This is a genomic window from Rubripirellula tenax (assembly GCF_007860125.1).
Taxonomy (GTDB): Bacteria; Planctomycetota; Planctomycetia; order Pirellulales; family Pirellulaceae; genus Rubripirellula; species Rubripirellula tenax.
Genome location: NZ_SJPW01000002.1, coordinates 1,162,651 through 1,187,430, shown reverse-complemented (window position 1 = coordinate 1,187,430; position 24,780 = coordinate 1,162,651). Strand labels below are relative to the sequence as shown.

General features: G+C 56.2%; 15 protein-coding genes. 4 read left to right on the top strand and 11 right to left on the bottom strand.

Features of this window, described 5'->3' with window-relative positions; genetic code table 11:
- Positions 1 to 74 precede the first annotated feature (74 nt).
- Together Poly51_RS10125 and Poly51_RS10120 are read left to right on the top strand one after the other, a co-directional pair.
- Positions 75 to 794, top strand: coding sequence for a Crp/Fnr family transcriptional regulator (locus tag Poly51_RS10125; RefSeq protein ID WP_186775453.1), 720 nt, complete (start codon positions 75 to 77; stop codon positions 792 to 794).
- Between the two features lie 58 nt (positions 795 to 852).
- Positions 853 to 1,206 carry a zf-HC2 domain-containing protein gene (locus tag Poly51_RS10120; RefSeq protein ID WP_146456842.1) on the top strand — a complete coding sequence of 118 codons (354 nt, stop codon included), beginning with the start codon at positions 853 to 855 and terminating at the stop codon, positions 1,204 to 1,206.
- Positions 1,207 to 1,282: 76 nt separating this feature from the next.
- Here the strand turns inward: Poly51_RS10120 and Poly51_RS10115 are convergent, their stop codons facing one another.
- The gene (locus Poly51_RS10115; protein WP_222435820.1) at positions 1,283 to 2,119 is read right to left on the bottom strand and encodes a spondin domain-containing protein; all 837 of its coding nucleotides are present in this window, start codon (positions 2,117 to 2,119) and stop codon (positions 1,283 to 1,285) included.
- Positions 2,120 to 2,261: 142 nt separating this feature from the next.
- Entirely contained in the window at positions 2,262 to 2,882 is a 621-nt protein-coding gene (gene nadD / locus Poly51_RS10110) for a nicotinate (nicotinamide) nucleotide adenylyltransferase (RefSeq protein ID WP_246114391.1), read from the bottom strand.
- 272 nt (positions 2,883 to 3,154) lie between these two features.
- Here nadD and priA point away from each other — a divergent pair, with 272 nt between their 5' ends.
- Positions 3,155 to 5,515 carry a replication restart helicase PriA gene (gene priA / locus Poly51_RS10105; protein WP_146457357.1) on the top strand — a complete coding sequence of 787 codons (2,361 nt, stop codon included), beginning with the start codon at positions 3,155 to 3,157 and terminating at the stop codon, positions 5,513 to 5,515.
- A gap of 46 nt (positions 5,516 to 5,561) precedes the next feature.
- Here priA and Poly51_RS10100 read toward each other — a convergent pair whose 3' ends face one another.
- The 9 genes from Poly51_RS10100 to Poly51_RS10060 all read right to left on the bottom strand — a co-directional run bounded on the left by Poly51_RS10100 (position 5,562) and on the right by Poly51_RS10060 (position 23,527).
- Positions 5,562 to 5,825 carry a hypothetical protein gene (locus Poly51_RS10100; RefSeq protein ID WP_146456838.1) on the bottom strand — a complete coding sequence of 88 codons (264 nt, stop codon included), beginning with the start codon at positions 5,823 to 5,825 and terminating at the stop codon, positions 5,562 to 5,564.
- Between the two features lie 146 nt (positions 5,826 to 5,971).
- Positions 5,972 to 6,442 carry a hypothetical protein gene (locus Poly51_RS10095; protein WP_146456836.1) on the bottom strand — a complete coding sequence of 157 codons (471 nt, stop codon included), beginning with the start codon at positions 6,440 to 6,442 and terminating at the stop codon, positions 5,972 to 5,974.
- A gap of 115 nt (positions 6,443 to 6,557) precedes the next feature.
- The gene (locus Poly51_RS10090; RefSeq protein ID WP_146456833.1) at positions 6,558 to 7,244 is read right to left on the bottom strand and encodes a response regulator transcription factor; all 687 of its coding nucleotides are present in this window, start codon (positions 7,242 to 7,244) and stop codon (positions 6,558 to 6,560) included.
- The gene (locus tag Poly51_RS10085) at positions 7,241 to 9,163 is read right to left on the bottom strand and encodes a sensor histidine kinase (RefSeq protein ID WP_146456831.1); all 1,923 of its coding nucleotides are present in this window, start codon (positions 9,161 to 9,163) and stop codon (positions 7,241 to 7,243) included. The genes Poly51_RS10090 and Poly51_RS10085 overlap by 4 nt, the downstream gene beginning before the upstream one ends.
- A gap of 9 nt (positions 9,164 to 9,172) precedes the next feature.
- Positions 9,173 to 10,624: a DUF3108 domain-containing protein gene (locus Poly51_RS10080; protein WP_246114390.1), complete on the bottom strand. Its 1,452-nt coding sequence runs from the start codon at positions 10,622 to 10,624 to the stop codon at positions 9,173 to 9,175.
- A 210-nt stretch (positions 10,625 to 10,834) separates the two neighbouring features.
- Positions 10,835 to 12,013, bottom strand: coding sequence for a bifunctional nicotinamidase/pyrazinamidase (gene pncA / locus Poly51_RS30375; RefSeq protein ID WP_186775452.1), 1,179 nt, complete (start codon positions 12,011 to 12,013; stop codon positions 10,835 to 10,837).
- Positions 12,010 to 13,485 (bottom strand): nicotinate phosphoribosyltransferase, encoded by a 1,476-nt coding sequence (locus Poly51_RS10070; RefSeq protein ID WP_146456829.1) that lies wholly within the window; start codon positions 13,483 to 13,485, stop codon positions 12,010 to 12,012. Before Poly51_RS10070 ends, pncA begins: the two co-directional genes overlap by 4 nt.
- 285 nt (positions 13,486 to 13,770) lie before the next feature.
- The gene (locus Poly51_RS10065) at positions 13,771 to 19,527 is read right to left on the bottom strand and encodes a protein kinase domain-containing protein (protein ID WP_146456827.1); all 5,757 of its coding nucleotides are present in this window, start codon (positions 19,525 to 19,527) and stop codon (positions 13,771 to 13,773) included.
- A gap of 16 nt (positions 19,528 to 19,543) precedes the next feature.
- A complete protein-coding gene (locus Poly51_RS10060; RefSeq protein ID WP_146456825.1) occupies positions 19,544 to 23,527 on the bottom strand; it encodes a hypothetical protein in 3,984 nt (1,327 codons plus the stop codon).
- 420 nt (positions 23,528 to 23,947) lie between these two features.
- Here Poly51_RS10060 and Poly51_RS10055 point away from each other — a divergent pair, with 420 nt between their 5' ends.
- Entirely contained in the window at positions 23,948 to 24,772 is an 825-nt protein-coding gene (locus Poly51_RS10055) for a hypothetical protein (RefSeq protein ID WP_186775451.1), read from the top strand.
- The last annotated feature ends 8 nt before the right edge of the window (positions 24,773 to 24,780 follow it).

Sequence of the window (24,780 nt, the reverse complement as noted above, 5' to 3'; positions counted from 1 at the left end):
CCACCAGGGCACGTCGTTGTGCCTGACGGGATCCGCTGGTGATTCCTGCGTCGACAAGCGGCACCCATGGTTTTATGGCTTCCAAGTTTTGGCATATCCGGCGCTGCTCGCTGTTCGATCATCTGGATCCGTCCCAGTGGGAATTGCTCGAGCGCGGCGCGCGATTGAAGTCGTTCGCCGCTCGTGAATGCGTGTACTTGCCGTCTGACGCATCCCGGAACGTCTATTTTTTGCATGAAGGCCGAATTCGCTTATCGTCCGCGACGCCCGACGGCAAGCTTGCGATTCTGGGGTTTATAGAACCCGGTGAAGTCTTTGGCGAATTGGCGCTGGTCGATACCGGATCGCGGGACGAGCGGGCCGAGTCAGTCACCAGGTCGACGGTCGTGATGTTGTCGGGCGAGAGTCTTGCCGATCTGATGGAAAAGACCGCATCGCTTACGATTCGCATCAACCGAATGATGGGACTGAGACGAAAACGGGTCGAGCGGCGGCTTCGCGGGATGCTGTTTCGGTCCAATCGCGAGCGGCTGACGATGCTGTTGGTCGATTTGGTCGAACAATACGGAATCGATGATCCCGATGGCATTCGCATCACCATTCGATTGTCGCACCAAGACTTGGCTTCGTTGATCGGCGCGACACGCGAATCGGTCAGCTACTTGTTGGGCGATCTGCAAGCCGAAGGGATCATCCGATACGGCCGTCAATGGATCGTGGTCCGAGACAAGTGCCGCCTAGAAACTGAAACCGATCAACCGCGAACCAATAAAAAACTGAATGGATGTGAGTAAGATCACAGAGCGTTCATGGTCGCAACGTCGATAAAAGACGCATCGAAGGAAATCTGCTATGAAACAATCATCCAACCACGAAGACGCTTGGGCACCGTGCCCGCCCGGCTTGTTGAGCGAGAAAGCATCGTCGGTCAATCGTCAGCGTCGAGCACGGCGTGTCATCATTGCCGGCGTCGTAGCCACGGTCGGATTGGCCGCGATCAGCCGGATGGTAGTGCCGGATGCATCGGGAATCCCCGGCGATCGAAACGACGGAGGGATCCTGTGCAGCGAACTTCGCAAACGCTTGCCGCAGTACCGGACGCGGGAACTCGACGAGTCGACAACGGAGAAGATCGACGCGCATTTGCGAACCTGTCCGTTCTGTCGATCTTACGTCGTGCGGCCGGAAGCTTCGCCGTTGGCTTAGTGATGATCCGAGAATCCCTAGCCCAACGGCGTTTGCTTTGACATGAAGCGGCATGCTTTCGCGTTGGCGATTCTTGCTAGAGCTTCGCCGTCTGGCGTCGTTTGCGATAACTTCGAACACCCAATCCGACACAGCAAACAACGCCTGCCAAGACTGAGGAGGGTTCCGGCACCGCTGTTACCGAACTGAAGCTGACGCGGAAAATCTCGGTTCCGGCCGTGATCGACGAGCTGTCAAACACGTAACCGGCGGCCGTCGTCAGTCCGTTATAAGTCGCCAGTTCTGCGAAATCGAACGCGACCACGCCGCCTTCTTCGACTCGCAAGTCGTTCATGCTGCCCTGCAAAAACGCCGCGTTCCCGGCGATGGCGACTTCCGAATTTGCATCCCAAATGCTGCTGCCGGTTTGCAGGATCGACGTTGTCGTTAACGCGCCGTTGCTGTCAAACAACCCCAGCGGGCTGTCGTTGCCAAGGAACAAGTCGTTGCTGGGCACGACCATGTTGGCGAACGTAAAGAAGCCCTGCGAATTGGTGTCGATCCGAAACGTAGCCGTCGCCGTGTTGGACAAGCCGCCAGCGTTGCCCGATGGGACGGCGGGACCACCAGCGGCGATGGTGCCGGTGGCGGCGTTGGGATCGGCTGCCGTGACGGCCGGAAACCAAGCGTTTCCGGATCCACCTTCGGCAATCGACTTGATCGCCTCGCCAGCCGTTTCGCCGTTGTTGAACGGATCAAACGACCCGTTATGAAAGGCTACCCGCGTCGGCGCAAAGCTAACGCTGTTCGTTGGGGCCAGGTTTTCGATCGTGACGGTCAAATCAACAATCGCCGCGTTGGCGGTCGAAGGGATTGCCGGCACACAAAGCAGGGTCAAACCGGCCATCAAGCCAGAAAAACGGGAAACGAGCATCACAGGCGACCTTTCATAAGTCGAATCGAATTGCGGATTGCGGACACGCAGCCGCCATCACTTTCGCCGAGTATGAGTCGGGTCCCGATTCGGCTCTGTGACCTACCACACAGAGGCCGAAATGATTCGTTAGATTCCAGAACTAGCTGCCCGCCGCCGTCGATCCGTAAAGTTTCTCGGCTGCAATGAATGCTTCTACAGGACGGGGAACCCGGTAGCGGATACTTTTCCCGTTCGCCCGTCGCTGGCGAAGGTCGCTGCTGGAAACCTCGATGACGGGCATCGCGATCACGTGGTGTCCGGCCGAGTTGCCATCCGAAAACGGATCCAACACAGCAAAATCGATTGGCGGATCACCGCCGCGCTGGACAACTGCCACTTCGACCATCGTCAGCAAACGGGCCGGCTGGTGCCATCGATCAAAACTGGCCAGCGAGTCGCTGCCAATGATCAAGAAGTACTGATCGGACGGGCTCTCGGCTTTCATCTCAGCGATTGTGTCCACTGTATAGCTGACGTCGCCGCGAAGGATTTCGCGATCATCGATCGCAAAATTCGAGTTCCCTGAAATGGCCAAACGCAGCATCTGAAGACGATCTTCGTTGCTTGCGACCGGTCCGCTGGGTTTCAGCGGTGATGTCGCCGCGGGTATCCAACGCACTTCATCCAGTGAAAGCGATTCCCGTGCCGCTTCGGCGATCCAAAGGTGGCCGACGTGAACGGGGTCAAACGACCCGCCGTAGATTCCGATTCGTTTGCTCAACCGTCTAGCCTCGTTTGCGTTCGATACGGTGGATTCACGCACAAGGGTTGGCAACAGCCACTGAAACGATGGGCCGGTCCAAGCGTCGAACCACGCTCGCGAGTGTACTCGACCGGCTGGGATGCAATGAACCGGGTAGTTACCGCGTTTGACCAGACGTGTCCATCACTCGGCCGACAATGGCTGAAATCACACGCGATGTTCCAGCTTCGGGAATTTTTACTATGTTGACGGATCACTCATCCCTTCCCCATTGCCCCATTTCCACTCCGATGTCCGGTCCGGTTCCCGACGAATATGACGTCCCTCCGGATCGTGAATCCGCCAAATCCAAAGCGGATTCGGCACAGGGAGAACTGTTCGAAACGGCACCTCCACCATGGGAATTGGCGGCCGAAGACGACGTGGCTACGGCACGAGTGGTGTTCAGTGAAGCTCCGCACGGCCCCTATGATTACCGCATTCCCGAGGACATGCGTGATCGCTTGGAAGCCGGAATGCGGGTCAAGGTGCCGCTGGGACGTCGTCGAAAAGCAACGACGGGGTGGTGCATCGAGTGCAAGCTCGGATCGTCGGCGTCGCGAACACTGAAGGACGTCGCCGAGGTGGTGGACCATGCGCCGCTTTGCGATCCGCCATTGGTCCGGTTGGTGCTATGGATGAGCCACTACTACCAGGCACCCGCCGGTCAAGTGTTCGACGCATTGATTCCGTCCAGCGTTCGCAGCGGCGCGGGGACTCGCGAGCGAACCTACTACACGCCCAACGCGAAATTGATCGACGACTCCGTTGTCGAAAGTTTGCCGCAAAAACAGCAAGTCGCGTTGCGATTCTTGATTGCCGCCGCACGCCCGATGACTTCATCGGAATTGATGGTCGAAGCCGGATGTACATCGGGGCCGATCAAGTCGCTCGAGAAGAAAGAACTGATCCGAACGGAGACGCGCCGCGAGATGGCGACCGCGGCACCGATGCGTTGGAGTCTGGGTGATGGTGAGAAAGAAAAATCGCACCCGTTGACCGACGATCAAGGCAACGCGCTGGGTCGGATTGTCGCCGCGGTCGACTCCGAAGCTGGTAAAACATTGCTGCTGCACGGCGTCACCGGCAGTGGCAAGACGGAAGTTTATATTCGCGCCATCGAACACTTGGTCAAATTCGGACGCAGCGCGATCGTTCTGGTACCCGAGATCAGTCTGACGCCGCAAACGCGTGGACGCTTCGAGCGACGGTTCAAATCGGTTGCAGTCCTCCATAGCCAGATGACACCCGCCGAACGCCATTTCCAGTGGCAACGGATTCGTAGTGGTGATGTCCAAGTCGTTGTCGGGCCCCGCAGTGCCGTGTTCGCGCCGCTGCCGCGGTTGGGGCTGATCATCTTGGACGAAGAGCATGACGGTTCGTTCAAGCAAGATAGTGTGCCGCGATACCATGCTAGAAAGGTCGCCCATGCCCGCGCCATGTCGCTAAAGATTCCATTGGTGCTGGGGACGGCTACTCCATCGATGGAAACTTGGCATGCCTGTACCACCGGACACGCCGAACTGATTTCGATGCCTTCGCGTGTCGAGAATCGCCCCATGCCGGACGTGCAGTTGGTCGATCTGCGTGTCCGCGATGATCGCACGTCCGGATCGATCAGCCGGCCGCTGCATCGTGCGGTTGAAGAAACGCTGAAAGAGAAAGGGCAAGTTATCTTGTTGCTAAACCGACGCGGTTTTGCAACCACGATTCAGTGCCCGTCGTGCGGTCATGTGGTTGCCTGTCCCGATTGCGACATGCCGCTGACCCATCACCGCGACGGAGGTAAAGCGGTGTGCCACTACTGCGACTACACGATTGCCACGCCACCTTGGTGTCCGGCATGTCGTTTCGACGGTATCCGATACGGCGGTTTGGGAACCCAGCGTCTGGAAGTCGAAGTCAAAGCCCGATTCCCCGATGCTCAGGTGGCTCGCATGGACAGCGACACGATGAAGCGTCCCGGCAGCCATCAACGGGTCTTGTCCGCCTTCCGCAGCGGCGAAGTCGACATCTTGTTGGGGACACAAATGATCGCCAAAGGGCTCGATTTTCCCAACGTGCTTTTGGTCGGCGTCATCAACGCCGACGGTGCCCTGCACTTCCCCGATTTTCGCGCTTCCGAACGGACGTTCCAATTGGTCACCCAAGTTGCTGGTCGGACGGGGCGTGGTGATCGTGGCGGCCGAGTGATCGTACAGACGTTCACACCGGAGCATCCAGCGATTCAAGCCGCATCACGCCACGACTATGAACAGTTCGCAACCGACGAAATGGTCAATCGACGTAAGTTCAACTATCCACCGCTGGGAAGCGTCGGGCGAATCATCATCCGCGGTGCGATCGAAGACGTCACCGAAGCGACGGCCGAAGCGTTGTTGGGTCGCCTGGAAGCTGCCCGCAATCAACTTGGCTACGAAGTACGAATACTCGGTCCGGCGCCGCCACCCATTTCAAAGCTGCGCGGCAAATACCGATTCCACATCCTGCTGCAATCGGTCGAGGCATCGCACCTTGGCGAAACGATCCGACGCGCCGTAGACACGTTCACGATTCCAGATAAAGACGACGTCCAATACGTCATCGACATCGACCCGATGGACATGCTTTAAGGCTACTTAAGCACCCGGATTGAACGGGCGATCGCGAAGCCAATGGTTATTCCGGCAAGACGGCGGCGGGCGGGTCAGGTTTGGGTTTCAGGCTGCCGGTCGCAGCCATGTAGACGATCAATCCCAAACCGACCAGCAACATCACCACGTACATGCCCATTTCGAATCGTTTGTTGGACTCGGCGATCACGGTTGCGGGAACGAATGCCGTTTGACACGAAGTACAGACCGTCGACAACACCGATGCGTCCTCTTCGACCGAGACTTCGGTTTTGCACTTGGGGCATTTAGCTTTCACGATCGAACTCATGTTTTTGCTCGCTTGGGTTGAAATGAGTCGGGCTTAGATCTCGATCCACAATTTTAAAGGATCAACGCATCGTCCGCACGTTTTAATAGTGCAGGTCAAGTTGCGGCCGTCATAAGTTTGACTGGAATTCAGACGATAGGGACTCGCTATCGCAGCAATCGAGTATCGCGAACACCACAAACTTTTCGTGTGATGGGGTTGGCAAACACGTGAAGGAAAAGGGTTGCACCGATAAACGCACCGATCATCAAACCACCTAGTAGACAAATGGTCCTGGTAAACAGATCGTCGTTGGCAACTAACACATAGACCCCCGCAGCGGCGGCCAAAGCACTGACAGCGACCAATCCCACCATCATCTTTTTCGAACAAAGCAGTCGCTGAAGATCGGTCGCGGTGGTCGTGTGGCGGGCGTAATAGTCGCTTAAGTTTTCGTCCGTATCAGCCCACACATAATCGGAAATCGGAAACATCGCATTGCACATGCTGCATTTCGTTTGTTCCATGCTGGACATCGGGTTAGACACAACCTCGAACGATTGTCCGCCAACGACCGTCTCACTCCCGCATGTGATGTGGCGATAGGCACGCGATTCGGGGACTAAATCGGCACTCATGGATGGGCTCTGGGATTGCTTGTTCAAACAGTGGGGGCAGAGTTCGAACATCCCATTGTAGGGCGACGGATCGAGAAGTTGTTCCAGTGGCAAGCGAAAATCGCTTTGCACGATCCTACGGCAATTCGAATCGATACCCAACGTCGCGGATCGTGTGAATGAATTCGGGATGGCTTGGATCCCGTTCAAGTTTGGCTCGTAATGTTGCGACGCATCGGTCGACGCTGCGTGTGCTGACGATCAGCGATCGACCCCAAACGGCGTCAAGAATATTGCTGCGAGTCAGCGCACGATGGGGATGCGATAAGAAAAACTCTAGCAACTGAAACTCTTTCGCCGTCAACGAAGTCGTTTGTCCCGATCGATCCAGCGTTCGAGCTTCGCGATTGAATTGCGAGTCACCGAAGGCGATCACTTCGGACGATTGCCGCCCACGCGGACGCAGCAGTCGTTGCACGCGAGCCAGTAGTTCTTTGATTCCAAACGGTTTCGTCATGTAATCGTCGGCGCCCAGTTCTAGGCCGCGAACGATGTCTTCCTCTTGACCTTTCGCGGTCAGCATCAAGATCGGGATTTCCAGTCCCGCTTTCCGTACCCGTCGGCAGAGATCGAAACCGTTCAAATGCGGAAGCATGATGTCGAGCAATAGTAAGGCAGGCGGTTCTGCCAAGACCTGGGCCAAACCCGACATGCCATCCGTCGCCGTGGAGACCGCGAACCCAGCGGTCTGAAAGTTGTCGCTCAGCCCGCGCAGCAGCGTTGGGTCATCTTCGACGATCAAAATACGTTGTGGGTGCGTCATTCCGTTCCAACGTTTAACTTGGGCAGGCAAAGCGTAAAACAACTTCCCACGTTAGAAACGCTTTCAATATCGACACTACCGGCGTGAGACTCTGCGATCGCGCGAACGATGCTCAATCCAAGCCCGCAGCCACCATGAGTCCGAGCGACTCGCTGGTCCGCTTGATAGAAACGATCGAAGGCACGCCCCACCTGATTCGCGTTCATTCCGATTCCGTTGTCGCGAACGGCCAGCTGGATATGAAGTTGATCGGCTTCGATGTTCAACGAAATCCTTCGCGGTTCCTCACTGTACTTCCACGCGTTTTCTAGCAAATTGACCATCGCCGTGACTAACGAATCCAGGTCTCCCCAAACGAACGCGTTCGGAGATTCGGAAACGGTCAACGCCGCGTCGTCGATACCTGTATGTTCTCGGAAAATCGATACGGCCTGAGTCGCCACCTCGTTGATCGCGACCGAGCGGAAGTTCGCAGTCGACTGTCCACGGTCCATCTTTGAAAACGTCAGGAAATTGTCGATCATCCGAGTCAATCGCGAATTCTCTTGACTGATCATCTGCAGATACTCGCGAGTCTGAACCGCGGATGGGTCATGTGGATCACGGGGTTCGACGCTCAATAGGGTGTCGACCAGCAAACGAGTCGACGCCAGTGGTGTCTTCAGTTCGTGTGACACCGTGGCCACGAGATCGTTTTTTAATTGCGCCAATCGCATGTGACGCCGTAGTGCCAACGACAGCATCCAAGCCAAGACGCATGTCACTGCGATCACAAGCGAAGCGATCCACAAATGAATCGCACGTCGATGTTTCGAGACATCATCGAAAACCGCGTCGTCAGTCATCGAAAGACTAAGCCGCCATCCGTCCAATTCATCACCCAAGTCAGCATTCATCAAGTGGTCTGTTCGGTCGCCCGGTGGCGAAGCCGAAAACGAGATGCCCTCGGGAAGCGGCACACCATCCGCCAGTTCCAATAGCCGCTTCTGAACCGACGCCGTTCGATAGAGTTCAATCGCGCGTCCATCCGTGGTTGCTCGGGCCCACACGTCGGGCAGTTTGGTTGGTTGCAAGCGTGACTGGAAACTCGAACCCCCGTCGACGGTGATCAGTTCCGACGACAACGTTTCGGCTGCCCGTGTCGGCCATTGGATTGTCCCGCCGGCCAAATGCTGGACTTCTGTCATCAAGAATCGGCGCTGCGACGATGTCATCGTGACGTCTTTGTAGTTTCCCAGTCGCTGAACCAGCGAATCGCGAACTTCTGCCCAATCCGTCGACTGAGAGTCCAACAATTCCAACAAGCGAAATTCGGCCGCGGCGGCGAAGAGGCGTCCGTCGCGATCGACGAGTCCGCCTGATGCACGTTGGTTTTCCAACAATTCAATCGCGTCGTCTCGCCGGTTCAGCTTCAGCAGGCACCGAACAAGGGCTTGTTGAATCTGCGCCAACAAGATTGGATCCGACGTTGTTTGCGTAAGTTGCTGGTAGGCTTTTGACGCTTCGTCAAAGCGTTTCTCGACAAACTCAAGCCGCGATGCTTTTGACCAAAGTGGGGCAACGATGTTGATCGTCTTGTTACCTGCTCGAGAGGATTCGGGATACACGAGACGGCCTTCGTCGTCCCTGATCAACGCCCCGTCAACGTTGCCGCTCGCGACAATCGTTTCAAACGCAACCGATGGGGGCTTGGTGTCAACAATTGCGGCCGAACGGCCAAGTTCGTCCGCCCAGCCTTGACGAACCTTTTGAGTCGCCGATTGCAATTGAATTTGATAGGCGTCTCGCAATCGTTGGTTCGACGCCAGTCGTTCGTTCCGGACCGCCTCGCGCATCATCCAAACCACACCTGCCGACGGCACCAACACCGTCAACAGCAGCAAAAGGATCGGCCACGCTAGGCGGTCGTTGTTTGTCATTCGACGTTTCTACTTGACGCGGACACTGTCGACCAACTGTTGAAAAGACTTGGCGAGTCCATCGAAGTCTTCGCCTTCGGCCATGTAACCCAGGTTCGCAGCCGACTCGGTTCCGTATAGGGTAATCCGAGTCCCTTTCATTGAACGTTTGCCATCGGTGAACGTGATTTCGGCAACGGCCGCGTCTTGATCGCCGATCTTGATAGGACGTACGCCTGCCTGGGTGATTGCAAAATCCTTCAACTGTTTCTTGTACTCGTCGAGCGAACTTGTTAACCAATCGCTGGGTGATGCATGTTTCTCTTGCACTTCGTCTAGTGGTCCAACCTCCAATCGAACATCCGCGCGGGCAAGCGGATCGATCAAGTAGGTTTTGACCGTCTTGTTCGATCCTGGATTCGACGGAGTGTAGGCAAACCAGTCTGGTGGAAGCGTGGTCGAAAGTCGGTCAGAATCAAACGACGTCGGTTTACCGGCTTGCGACGGTCCGACTCTCGTCAAATCCGCCGTCACGCCGCCAGCTTCGAAGCGGACGATGTATCGATGCGGATCGTTGGAAATGTAGAAGGTTTGCCCAATGTTCAGCTCCATCCGAAAACACTCGAACGTTCCGGCCGGTACGGTGATCGTTTCGGTTCCAGTGACTTCTAGTTCGATCGGAACCTTCGAAGCCACCAAAGTGGAAACGACAGTCACATCCGTTTTGTATCCCGGCTTCAGCGGCAGACGACGGAACATTTCCGCCGCTTGCTCGTTGTCGTAGATCTTGCTGTCGAGCGTTAGCGTTGTGGGATCCGTTTTCGAGGCCAATTTGATTTCGACATCGTTCGCGGTGTACGCGGCCGTGGCTTCGCCTAGCAACGAGTGTTTCCAAGTGCTTGCAAGCGGAGCGAATGTGTTGGCATCCGCAAACACTTGGCTCTTTCCTTTTTGGCTGTTGGCGGTCACGACTTGCCAAGCGTTGCATTCCCAAGCCGGTTTGCCTTCGTGTTGAGATTTCGCGACTCGCCATACCTGGACGCCAATGCCCAGCCCGGTTTGCAACTTCATCTCCAACTGCATTTCGTCACCTTCGCCCCAAGGAACGGGCAGCAGTTCAGTGTCCGTCGCGAGCTGGCTTTTTGCTTTGTTGACCCAGTCGGTTGCGGCCGGATAACCGTCGATGACGGATTGAAAGGCTCTCGCGGCCAAGTCGGCCTTGCCTTGCTTCTGGTAGCACATGCCGATTCGAAATTGGGCCTGTGCAGCCGCTTTGGCCGATTCTTTCCCTTCGACTACGACTTTCAAATACACCTCGATCGCGCCGTCGAGGTCACCAACGGTTTCTTCGGTGTAGATACCCTTCTCAAGCATCTCGGCCGCCGTCGCAGCGGTGGCCGGCGTTGTCATGGCGATCATCGCCAACAGAGCAAGGGAAGCCAGCCAGCCGACATGGGCTGGCGTAAAACATGGATTGCGCATTTCAAAGTCCTGTGCTTGAGATCGGTACAGACGCCTCACGCAGCGGGTTTTACTCGTCACCCGAACCACTGTCGCGGACGTCACAAGCCCAGGTTAAGGGAGGCATGTTACCGTTGTGTTACCCCGTGCGAAAAACGATCGATTTTGCAAATAGGAATCCAAAAAGAGAGTGATTCGGAGCGAGTGGGCATGATGACGCGTCCGAACGAACTATCTCGCGGCCAACCAAAGACCGGCATAGACGGACATCGCGACGTTCAGTCCTTCGTTCTGTCGGCGATCGAGCCATGCGGCCGCTTCGTTGCGAGGGACCAAATGGATTTGAATCAACTCACCGTCGACGCCACCGCCCTGACCATGGCGATGCAGTCCCTCGGCGAGATAGATCGATGTCACTTCGTCGGTCAAACCCGCGGAGTTCGAAGCGGATCCCAGGTGACGGATGCGTGCTGCTTCAAATCCCGTTTCCTCCATCAGTTCGCGCCGAACCGCATCCATACTCGCTTCATCCGCATCGCCTTCGACATCGCCAACCAAACCGGCGGGAAATTCGATGCACCGTTTGCCGATCGATTCGCGATACTGTTCGATGAATACCCACTCGTTGTTTCGCGTCATGGGGACGATGACGACAACATCGCTTGCAAGTTTACGATGCGAGTATTCCCAGCGACCGGACTGCATCAGACTCAAGAATTTTCCGGTCGCGATTTCGGTGCGACTCGCATCTTTGGTCGCGTCACTTTTGTCGTCGAGCCATTGGCGGCTCGATATCGTTCGTACTCCGGCGTCTTCCATTTCTTGGATGGCCGCCTTGCAGTCGCCCGGTTTCAAATCAACGCCGCGACACCCGTCCTCGATTAGCCAAGTTCGAAATCCCAACCGCCGCGAGTCCAGAGCGGTTGCGCGAACACAGTAATCGGTGGCGAGCCCCACAATGAACACGTCCGTCACTTGCTTGCTTAGCAGGTAGTCGCCAAGACCCGTCGAATGAAGTCCACCGTTGTCGAAAAATCCACTGTAGCTATCAATCCTCTTGTCCGTCCCTTTGGGGAAAACCTGCGCGATCGATGCTTGGTTGAGATCACTCGCCAGCGCCGATCCCACTTCGTTTTGGACGCAGTGGTCGGGCCAGAGGACCTGGGGGTGTCCATTCATTTCAATGACATCACCCACGCATTGGCCTTTGTGCTGGCTGGCAAAGCTGTTGTGATCGGCCGGGTGAAAGTCCTGCGTTGCGACGACCAAGTGGAAGTAAGGTTGCAACTGATTGGCGATCGGAATGACCTCGTCGCCTCGATCGACTGCCAATGCCCCGCCCGGCAAAAAATCGTTCTGCAGATCGACCAATAGCAAGGCCGTACAGTTCATCGCGTCGACATCATTCATGGCTTCAACCTCGCTTCGCGGATCATCGATGATTTTAAATCGTGCAGTGATTGTTCAAGACCCACCGGATAGTTGTGGGGGAACTCGAACCGTTTGACCGACGCAGGAGTTTGTGACAATTGTTGCTGAACGGTATCACGGATCGATCGGATACTTGGCGGATCGTAAACGCACTCTCCGCGCCGGAATACGGGAACCAGAAGGTCGTAAGAAGAGTCGCCATGGTCGAAAGTCCTGCGGCGCGTCTCATCCGCTGGGTCGACCATTGTGACCGGCCTATCCAGATGGATCGACGAACGCACGTCATAGATCATGTCGGCACGATGCTCGGTTGAACCGCTGAACCGACGGACTTGCAAGATCCCCGGATTACTGATCTTGATCGCTTGTTCGGACAGTTTCAGACGGTACTGCCATTCACCGTTGTCGCCGCGAATCGCGCCCAGTTTGTAGACTCCGCCGAGCGCCGGCTGATCGAACGCAGTGACCAATTTCGTGCCAATGCCCCACGTGTCGATCCGCGCACCTTGTTGTTTAAGGCTCACAATCAAACGTTCATCCAGATCGTTGCTGGCGACAATTTGCGTGTCTACGAATCCCGCTTCATCGAGTATCTTCCGGGCCTCGATGCTTAGCCAAGCTAGGTCTCCCGAATCCAGCCGGATGCCAAGCATCTTGTGGCCAATATCTCTCAGCCGTCGTCCCGTTTGCACGGCTTTGCGAACACCTTCGAGCGTGTCATACGTGTCGACCAGAAAAACACAATTGTTCGGCATTGCATCCGCGTAGCGATCAAAAGCTTCCTGTTCTTCATCGAACGTCATGACCCAACTGTGGGCGTGAGTTCCAACCACGGGGATGTCGTACAGTTTGCCGGCCAAGACGTTGGATGTTCCACCGCTTCCTCCGATGAACGCTGCTCGCGAAGCGGCCAGGCCGCCGTCGATGCCCTGTGCCCGACGCAAACCGAACTCGACTACACGGTCCCCGTCGGCAGCGATACAAACACGAGCCGCTTTCGTGGCAATGAGCGTTTGGAAGTTAAGAATGTTTAGCAGCGGTGTCTCGATCAACTGGCACTGCAAAATTGGTCCCGTGACGCGGGCCAACGGTTCATGCGGATAGACGGTCGTGCCTTCGGGAATCGCGTCAATGTCGCACTCAAAGTTCAGGTCACGCAGATAGTCAAGGAACTCGGGATCGAATAGAGGATTCGCATCGGATCCGCGAAGGGTTTTCAAGTACGACAAGTCGTCGGCGTGGAATCGAAAATTGTTCAGAAAATCGATTGCAGTCGCCAATCCGCACGCGACGGAATGCCCGCCACCGAACGGGTTCTTGCGAAAGAAAAGATGAAATACCGACTCTCGCTCGGCGAGACCGTTTTTCCAATACCCGTATGCCATCGTCAGCTGATACAGGTCCGTCAGCAGCGCTAGAGATGTTCCGTAGAGCTGGTTCAGCTGATTCATCGAATCGTCTTGGAGAGTGTGAAGTGAGCATTCGACTTGCTTGCCCGTTAAAAGCGAGACACAAATCGACTCGACGGGTGAGCCATCGCCCCTGGAGAATAGAAAACTTTTCCGAGCGGCGTATGATGTCGCCGCTGAAAACGATGTTTTCTTTTGGTTGTGCAAAATACGCCGTCCAGCCGCATCCCAGTTGCGTCGGCGGTCCGATGCGCAAGCGGTAGCCCCATGGGTTACAAGGAAACGGTAGCCGCGTTGGCTCTTAGGGAGCAGTAACCCCGTTGGTTCCTAGGGAACCGGGACAGCTTTGCCCGATTCGTCGAGTGCGTCAAATAAGTTGTTTGACTCGATTGCGTGGGACGCCACGGCCGGCCAGAGGATGACCGTTCCATCGTGTCCCGCTGTCATCAAGAGATTTCCTCCGTCGGTGGTGTCGACGGAAGTCACATCGCCGACATGCCGACGCAGTGACACGATTTCGCGGCCTGGTTCCGGATGCTGATTGGGGTCCAGTGTACCGAGTCGAGGGTCCCAGACGCGCGCCGAATCATCCGACGACGCGGTCAAGACTCTCAAAGTGTCACCCGCGCCCAGCATCGCAACGTCGCGGATGACGTCCGCATGGCCGTCCAGAATTGACGGCGCGCCCAAGGGGCCACCTGCAACTTGATCATCCAGTTGCCAGACACGAACTCGGTAATCCGTTCCGCCGACTGCGATCGCATTTCCATCAGGCGAAAATGCTGCGCAAACGAAGTCGCCCGCCGCTGGCAGATCCGACGTCCATCGCGGCGCTTTGTCGCCCACAATCCAGACCGCGACTCGTCCTCCGTCACCAACGATCATCAAACGTTTGGAATCCGGCGAGAATCGAACACGGTGAATGCTTCGCGCATCGCCGTCACCCATCGAAGATATCGGCGAAACGGTTTTTGATTCTGGATCCCAACTCCATAGGCGGACGACACCATCGGGCCCGCCCGTTGCAAACGCATACGGTTGACCCCCGATCGAATTTGATGCGAACGTAACGCTTGAAACAGGGCCCATGTGTGGTGTTTCTAGCTTGGCAAGAGCGGCACCCGTGGACGCGTCCCATATCTTGACCGAGCGACTAGCCGTGGCGACGTACTTTGCATCGGCCGAAAAACTGGCTTCGGTAAGCTCGGCGTGCGACCGAAAACTTCGGATCAACTTGCTCGAACCCAAGTCCCACTGGAACGCAGCGTTCTGGTTCATCGTCATAAGCTGGTCGCGGCCAATTGGAATCGCGATTTGAGTTGTTTCCAATCGTCCCGGAACTTCGAAAGAGCGTACGACTTTCGACGGATCGTTGCCACGCTTGATCGATGCGATATCGTAGACATTAACAATCGATTGACGTATGGCTGGCGACGACAGACAAACTGTCGCCGTCGTTGCTTCGTCATCCCAGCGCACTGAATGGATGCGCCGACGACCTTGGCGATTCTGTTTGGCATTGGAATCGACGTTGTCGGTGACACGGCTGAGCGTTTGTGAGGCTTGGTTGGCAAGGTTCCAATACGTCGCGGTGGTCGTTAGTTGTGAATCGGTCAGCAGCTCGCTTAGCGTAACGACAGAGGTTTCGTCGCGCGAGAGCGCGAACTGAGTAACGAATCCGTTATGGTTCAGTCGCAGCATGCGGCGGCGACTAGCGACGTCGATCTTGGTTAGCTGCTCGTCATCTGCGGCAAGGTAAAGACTTGTTCCGTCCGGCGAGAACGCGGCCGCATTGATTCGGAAACCACGAACGTCTTCAATGGGCGGTCCAACGGTGGAACCGGTCGCTGTGTCCCATAGGATTCCGTATCCGCCGCGATCGCCCGTGAAGATTCGCGATCCATCGCTCGAAATCGCAAACGCGGTCACCGCTTGGTCGTGTCCTTTGAGTTGATGGATCATGACCGGGCGTTTCGTGCCAGTTGGGTCAAGACGCCACAGGATCGCTTTGACCGCCGGCGAGCTGGATCCCGTCAACATGGACTTGCCGTCCGCGGATACTGCAAAGGCACTGTTCAGGCCTGTGCCTCGGACTTGGTCCACCTCGACCGCGCGGCGAAGATCCCAAATGCGAATCGTTGCATCCGCGCTGCCGATAAATAATCGATTTCCCGGTACATCGATCTCCATCGACATGGCAACGTACGGTGTGCCTTCGGCAAGAGGTTCGTCGGAAGTATCGAATCGAACAGATTCCTCGAAGGCTAGGGTTTCGGGATTGATCTTTAGAATCCGTGCTGTGTGATCGCGACTTGCCGTGACCACTTCCGTTCCATCGGGCGAAAACTTGGCCGATTTGATCTCCGATTGATGCGCGGTCGCCGATCTTTTTAGCGATGGTTCTTGGGTGTCTCCGTCGTTAACGCTATCGTCGCGGATCGATTGAGTGACAAAGGCACCGTGGTAGTTCGCCGGCTTCCAAGTTCGAACGGATGCATCGTTGGATCCCGAAACAATCGATTCGGTCGCGTCGCTCAAGAAGTCTGCCGACACGACCCAGCCGCCATGTCCCCGCATCGTGGTTCTCAAGTCGCGTTGCGCGATGCCCCAAAGTTTCAACGTGTAGTCATCCGATGCCGTAACGATGGTGTCATTGTTTGCGGCGAATCGAATCGAACGAATCACGTCGCTGTGTGCGACCGAAGACTTCGGTGAGGGGGCGGTCGTTGCGGAGGATGTCGAAACGAACTGGGGGCGGCGATCGAGTGCCGAATCCACCAACCGCACAAACCGAATGTCAGCCTGGAGTGATTGCGCACCATCATTGTTGATCGCTTCGGGATCGACTGTTGCGATCGCTCGGTCGATCGATTTGCCGTAGTTCACCGTTGACAATGACGATGGTTTCCAAATCAACACATTCCCGGCGGCATCGCCCGACGCCGCCAAGCGACCATCGTTTGAAATTGCGATCGCTGATACGGGCGAATCGTGCAGTGTGAAGACGCCGGTTTGTTTGGGCTGCCCGTTCGCCGTTGCGGGAATCGACCAGAACGCGACGCGTCCACTGACTTGGTCCGACGTTGCGGCCGCCATTTGTGTGTTACTTCCCTGGCCTTGGACGGCAATCTGTCGGACCGGCGACAAGTGCCAACAGGTCGCGATAACCTCCCAATTCGATCCTTCATTTTTGCTCAGTACCCGAACGGTACGATCTGAAGAACCGCTGAACAATCGACCGTCGCTGGAAAACTGTAGATCGTTGACCGTGTTTGTATGGGCGGTAACGACTTCGTCCCGATCGATCGACAAGACGATGACGTCGCCTGACTGGGTGCCGACGGCGATCGATCGATGATCGGGCGAGAGTGCGACCGCGGTCGCGCGTTGATGGTTCAAGCGATCCGCATCCACGAGTTGACGTTCAGCGATTTTTCCGTCGTCGTCGAACTGTAAAAGCGAGACGTGACCATCACTGGTTGCCACAGCGGCGCGTCGGCGATCAGACGAAAGCGACAGATCAATGACCGACGTGTCGGTTTCCACATCGGAAAGCGATTGATTCGCTTGCTGCCACAGCCAACGCCATTCCCAACCGTTGGACCGCGGCGACGACTTCAGTTCCTCTAGAATCTTGCGAGCACCCTTCCCGTCGTTCGTTTCCAGGCGCGCTTTGGCCAGACCGATCTTCGAAACGTACTCTTCATACCGAGCCGATTCGCGTTCACGATTCGCGTACGCTTGCGCCTCCCTCGCATCCTTCTCGGCATCCAATGCGCGTTGTTCGTTTTCCTTCGCTGCCTTTTCGGATTTGATGGCCGCAAGTTTCGCATCTCGTTCCGCATTTTCGGCCTCGCGTGCTAACTTAGCGGCGCTCTCAGCCTTCTTCGTTTCGGATACTGCGAGCAGCTCTTGTTCTTCGGCACGTTTGGTTTCAGTTTCTGCAAATTCCGTCTGGTCTTGGGCGATCTTTGTTTGCTTTTCGGCCAGGTCAGCCGATGCGATCGCCAGGTTGCGTTGCATGTTGATGAAGAACAATGCGACCGTTCCGCCGACCAGAATGAATGCCAACATCGCAGCCGTTAGCCGGCGTAGCAGTCGCAGTCGAGCGACTCGCGATTCTCGTTCATCGCGGGCCTTGATCAGCTTGTCGAGCAATTCGGTGTGAGCGGGGTTCTCAGAATCAAGAATCGAAATACCTGATTCATACTCTCCCGTTTCGTAAGCAAATTCCGCATGCGTGATCGTTGTTTCCGCCAAGCCCTCACGCGCGCGGTCGTTCCCGCTCCAGGACTTGATCGCTTCTTCAAAGCCTTGTGTTGCCCGGTGGAACTCGGCCAAGTTGCGGGTTTTCTTACCGCGGGTAAGTAATTCGTACGCGCGATTCGTTTGGCCGATGCTTTGATCGTGGGCGATGAAATTTCGGATCGCGTCTTGGAATTCGCCGACCGATTGAAATCGGTTTTTCGGATCGGTGGCCATCGCTTGCAGCGCGATGTCTAGCAATTCGCCTTTGTGTTTTTCGTCCACGGGCCGAATCTCGTTCGTGCGGACGACCTTTAGGCACTCCGAGACGTTTCGAGCGTGGTGGGGTGCTTGGCCCGTGACGATCATGAACAGCGTCGCGCCGAGCAGATAGATGTCAGCCGTCGGTCCGATTTTCGCCAAAGGTCCCGTCGCCATTTCCGGCGCCATGAACGCGGGCGTACCGCCCAATCCCGACGTCAACAGGATGGACGACTGTTTCTCTTTGTCGTATTCGCTTGTCGGCAGCGCAAGCCCCCAGTCCATCACCATGACGACGCCGAAATCACCCAGCATGATGTTCTCGGGTTTGATGTCGCGGTGAACGACATTACGGGTATGTGCAAACCCGACGGCGTCACACACGCGCAGCAAAACGTCTAAGTTTTCGCTTTGCGACATGTCGTTCAACTGATCCGACCATGGCGTCCCATCGACGCGCTTCATCGAATAGAAAAGATTGCCATCCTTGGTCATCGCCACATCGTGAATTGGGACGATGTTGGGATGGTCCAAGTCGCCGGTAATGATCGCTTCGGCCAAGAACTGCATTTGCCGTTCTTCTTCGACCTTCTGTAAGCGACCGTTTTGCATCAATTGTTGACGACGTTTTTCATCCAGCGGCTTGATGACCTTTAACGCCAGCAAACGATCGAGCGATTTTTGGCGGGCGAGGTAGACGTCGCCCATCCCGCCCTGGCCCAATTTGCGATTGAGTCGGTAGTCCGACGGTAGCGAAGGGTCGGAATGCGATTCGGCAATCGTATTCATCCGCAAGCGTGCGAAATGACGATCCGAGAATGTGCGATCGATCGCGGGAGTATCGACACTGCGGTTCTCGCTGGCGTTGCTGCCAACGACGAGACTCCACTGGTCTGCTTCCTCGGCCGACAGTTCGCGTGGGTTGACGGTCGCTCCGATCTGAGGACTGGAAAGCATCGAGCCGCCGATCGCGACCGTGTGATCCGAACCGCCGCCACTCAATCCAACCGTCGTGCCGTCGATGGAACCCGACGAATCGACCGATTGACTCAGTCCGCCTCGCGAGACGACCGTACCGCTGCTGACGCTGGAACGGTTTGCGTCCCGCGTTGACGATTCGCGAGGGATCGCCACGGTTTGATCGACGTCGTGATCGGAAACGGTTTTGTCGATCGGTGCGGACTTGTCAAACTCGATCGTCTTATCCAGAGGGACCGTCTTGTCAAACGCGACGGTCTTGTCGAGCAATTCGGACTTGTCAAACGCAACCGTCTTTTCGTTCGCTGGGTTGCTCTTTGGCGGCGAATCGGCGCTAGTGACCGCGTTAGTGTCGGACTGGACCGCTTCGTCGTGATGTCCCAAGTTCAGGGTGCTGTCCATCGTCACGGTTGCATCGATCTGGCCCTTCGTCACGGTTGCATCAATCTGGTCCTTTGTCCCCGTGTAATCGATGTTCGTGCTATCGATGTTCTCGTCGACGGATGCTTCGGGATTCGACGACACAACCTCATCCGCATCGATGCGAATGGTTTCGTCATTGGAAGACACCGACTTTGGTGAGCGTTTTTTCTTTGCCATGGTTCGTATTGCTTACCTATTGATTCTGCCGAGCCATGAATCGACTGGATTGGGACAGTCGATTGTTCGCTTCGTTGTTGCGCCGCGTTCGCCATCGTAGCGTCGCGGTTGCAAAAGCAACGCCTGCGCCGGAGGTGACACTTGGTGATTCGACCCGATCCGGATCGGCCCATGGGACCTCCGTCCGATCGATATCGACTTCGCCCGATTCGATGGCCGCTTGCGTCGATGGGGCCACGTTGGGGTCAATCTTGTTTTCTGACGAATCTTCATAGCCATGGAGTAATTTCAGCTTGAGCTCACCTTCGTCTAATTCTCCCTCGGGGATGGTCGCCTCGCCTTCCCGCACATCGACCTTCAATATCGTGCGTTGATTTCCATCGCCGAGCACGTACTCGATGATGTAAGTACCATCTGGTAGCTCTGCAAACAATTGTTTGATCTTGTCGCCATCAAGAATGTCATCGGGCAACTTCTGCGGCGCGATCAGGTCTTCGCCATTGGGGTCGGGTGAGAGCACGCGAAGTTGGAAAAATTCTTCCCGACTGACAACGGAAACCGACGTCGATTCTGTCGTTTCAACGGAGACAGTGGTGAGCGTCATCGGGGTTTCGGCTCGTACAAAAAACGTCGGCGTTTCAAACTCGGGAATCACGTCGCGGACGGGAAAGAACGCGACGGGGATGGTCAGGTTTGGGATGATGAACGACACCGCGCCGGTGTCTAATCCCGGCGTCGAGGGATCATCGGTCGATGAAACGATTTCTCCGGCGACCGAATTGCTAAAGCCGCTTTGTGTGACCGATTCGGCTTGGACCAAGATGGACTCGTGATGCCGAACGGCGAAACGAACGTTCAACGGTTCCGTCGCCGAGGTTCGGCCGTTGAGGTCGCTGTTGACGATGTCAGCTTTTTCGGCATAGAAGTGCTCAATCGTCAAACGTCCTGTGCCATCGGTCGCGACCGGTTGCAACAGGTTTCCAAATCGATCGACGCCGACGAAAGTTTGCTCGTCACCCGACAAACCGTTGATCTGTTGAAAGCGTCGCGTCGGCGCGCCCCAGTCGATGTCGACGGTCAATCCTCGTTCACCGGATTGACCCAGCGAGAAGGTTAGAATTCCGGTCGCATCGTTTACCAGTGCTTGCTCGAGCACGTTCACGCGAACCGTATTCGGATCATAGAAGGCGAACGGATTGGATGAAGGTCCGTCCGGCGTTACCGTCACGCCGGCGGCACCGTTGGTCGTGTCGATCGGACGAGGCGCGAAGACACGTGCGGTACCCTGAGTCTCGCCGGTGAAAATTTGTGTGCCATCCCCAACCACGAATGACGTCGCCCGAATCAGTACCGCTCGTTCGGCATCGGATTCCGTGGACGCAACGGGCATCGTTTCATCAAATGACGTGTTCGGGTCCGCGAACGCGCGTGTCAACTTGGCGGCATCCAGTTGAGCGTCGTCGGACAAGGTGACGGTGGGGGCAATCAGTTCGATGCGTCCGTTCTCGGTCCCTCCGGCGACCAGTTCTGGGTCTGAGGTGCGATTCGCATCGTCATCGCCCGAGGTGTGATCCATGACCGTGATCGCATCGCCGGCACGGACAATGATTTGGCCGTTGGATGTCATCATCACTTCGTCGGCGAGTGAGTCTGAGGAAGCCAGGTCGATCGAGTCGACTTCGTTGATGATGAAGTCGCCGGGATGGATGCCTGCAACACTTCCTTCGATCTGGTTGACGTTGGTCGACAATTGGATCCCGCTAACGAGATCGTTGACCACATTCTCGGATCGAACACTCAAAGCGTCCGCAATGATTCGTGAGTCGTCATTCACGTCGGAGTCACGTATGTCGTCGCCCGCCTGTAGCACCACATCGCCCTGGGAACCGGCGTCAATGCTGGTAACGATCAAATCACCGTTGGTGCGAACGTCAATGTTCTGTTCGGCGGCGCGGATGCTGTTGACGACTACGTCACCGACGGAATCGACGATCGCGACGTTGCCGCCGGAAACCACATCCTCGATCATGACGAAATCGTTACCTTCGTTTCCTAAGATCAGCTCGTCGGTGTTGCTGGAAACCAATCGGTCGACCTTGATCGTGGTTTCCACGGCTTGATCGATACGTCCGGTCACGTCGGCATCGGTCCCAAGGGTCAGTCTCCCGTTGGGCAACTCGATGTCACCAAGCGTGATGCGATTCGCATTGGCCAGTGTGACTGCTTCATCTGCCGCATCACTCTTCAACGATCCCAAACTCGCGTCGATGCGACCTCCGCCACCGTTGCCGATGATTTTGCCCGTGCCGACCGAAATTTGTCCGTCGATGGTTAGCAGGGTTTGGGAATTAAGGAAGACAGTTCCACCCGTCGAATCGAGTGTCGTCGTGATATCAGATGCGACATGAATCGTGTCTCCCGATGCCGTCAGATCGCCCGAAATCAGAACGGGCCCACGAAATTGAATGTCGTCAACGGCTTCGGCAATGACGTTGGTCACACGATCGATGGGTCCCGTAAACGTCAGATCACCGCCTGCCCTGGCCGTGAGTGTTCCCGTATCAGGTTGGCCCAGTATCGCGTCGCCGAAGTCAATATCACCCGCGCTGACCACTCGCGAATCTCCACGCGGCAATTGCAATGGACCATTGATTCGGATCTCGCCGGTGTTTCGCGTTTCGTATTGATCGCCCAGTAGCACGATCGAATCCGCCGATAAGGTTAGGTTGCCGCCCGTGATTCCGATCGAGTCGGTTTGTATTTGAGCGGCGTTGATCGTCAGGGCGTTGAGGTCATTTGCCAATGGAGATCGGTCGGTTCGTCCCACGGTTCCCAGCAACGTCACCGAACCGTCGAACCGTTCGCCGCGAGCATCAATGATCAGGCGGTCGTCGAGCCCATCGAGCGACTCAATCGTATTGAGAAACTCAATCTCACCCGCGGTGTCGGCAGACTGGACGTTACCCGAATCGACCAAAACGTCGCCGTCGATCATCACAGGACCAGAAACGGTGATCCTGCCGCCGGTGGTAGTCAGTGTTGTACCGCTAAGTGTGGTTTGATCGCTGGACAGCGCTATCGATCCGAGTCGCGAATCATCGACAATCGTGATGTCTGCATCCGTCGTCAGGCGACCACCGGCGATAAGCGTGACGTCACCACCGAGTGTCGCGATGTCTCCGTTGATCTGCATGTCCATCCCGGTCAAGATCGAAACGGAATCCGCGCGGATCGATGAGTCGACTTGGACATCGTTGGCGACGTTGCGAACGATCAAGTCGCCATCGATCGCCAGCGGTGCTTCGACGAACTGAACCGACGAAACTGTATCGACTTGAACATCATCAACTGCGTGACCGGCCGAGGCATCGAACGTGCCCAGGAAAACGGCGGATCCAGTTCCTGTTATTCGTAGGGTCGACGAGGCTGCGGAACCCGAAACGATCGCTTCGGAAAGGTCCGTTTGGCCGGTGGTTGTGATTTCCACATCGCCGGCAATGGAGAAGTCTCCATCGGATTCGAAGTAGCCCGAACTCAATTTGATGTGGGTTCGCTCACCGACTTCGCCGACAGAGACATCGCCGGAAAGACGCACCGATGCACCGGAGAGATCCAGCGTGTCGCCGATTGGATCGAGGAAAATTTTCTCGGACGCAATGAAAAGATATCCGTGTTCGCCGGGCGCTGATCCGGTGACGGTGGTTGTATCGTCACCACCGCCCGCAAACACATCAATGCTTAGCTGCTGGGGAAGCGCGATGCGAAGCACATCGTCTCCGCCGCCGAGATAGAATTCGATTCGGCCGGATGTAACGTCCGAAGGATCGAGCGGGTCAGTTGGACTGCCAGGATGGTTGGCGATGGCGATGATTTGGTTGTCGGCGTCCCGAAGTTGCAAGTGGCCGTCGTTGTTGATGCTCAATTCGACGTTTTCAGCATCGTCGGTTCCGGTGATCACCAACTCGCCCAATGCCGTCAGTTCGGCGGTGGCGTTCAACACCAAGCGGGCCTCTAGCGAGTGGACGGACGGTCGCGCGGACCGGATCTGTCGTATCGGACGTGGTGCGATTCTTTTTGTGGTTGGTCCATCGCGTCGCAGAATTTGGTCGCGGTGCGTGGACAGCCACCGCTTGAGTGCGCCCGATCGTCGGTGGAATGATTGCATTGCGAAGACTGGAAAAGGGGGCCGGATTCAGCCCAAGAACGGCTGTGGATCAAACCATCATTCTACTTGCAAAGTCACATTTCGCTTCGCTATTCACGGGCGGTTTTCCCGTGTCGATCGCCGTTGAATTGCTGAATCTGGGCCAAAATAGCTAGATTGTTCCGATTATACCGGTGATTCCTAGAATCCTGGTTCTTCTGTTGAAGTCGGTCTGATGACGCCGATGACACCCGAGGACGAACGACGGAATTCTCAATGATGGACGAGGCATCATCGATGCGGCTGATTTCATTCACCCCACTTGGGCCAGCATTCCTAGGGCTGGCAATCGCTATCGGCCTGCTGTCGCATTGCAAGACGCAGGCGCAGGATCCGCTCAGTCTTGGTCAAGAAACGGACCTGCTAAGCGAGATGCTCGGGTACGGTGCGGATCCTGCGAAAGACACCAGTCCCGATTCCGACGAATCAACTGATGCATTGCTTGGTAACGGAAAAGATAACGAGAGCGAGGGCGCCGAATCGGCCAAAGAGTTCGCTGAAAAAGATGAATCGGATCTTGAGTTCGACGGCGAACCCGCCAGTGATGCTTCCGCCAAGAAAGGCGGTCAAAAAACAGATGTTGACCGTTTGAGTCGGCTGCGAAAACCGCTACACCAAATCCGGATAACGCCGCCGGGTTCGTCGGGCCGCGAACCTTCCGACCGAGCCGATGAATTGACGTTGGTGACCGATGGTGCGTCGACTTTGGTGACGGCGATGGGCTTTCCAGTATTTCGACCCGATCGCAATCCCGAGTGTTTTCAACATCGACCTTTGTACTTCGAACAGCCGAATTTAGAGCGGTGCGGAAAAAACTGTGGGTATTTCCAGAACGGCGTTTCGGCGTTTCGGTTTGTTGCGAATACAATGAAACTTCCCTATCACATGGCCCAGCAGCGTCCGGCTTGCCTGGTTTCATCCGGAGGCGATTGCCAAACGTGCCAGTCCTATCCTGTCAAATTGAATCCGCTGCCACTCGATCGACACGCGGTTTGGGTCGAGTTGGCGGCCGTCAGCGCTGTTTCGCTGTTGTTGCTTTGATGCGATGG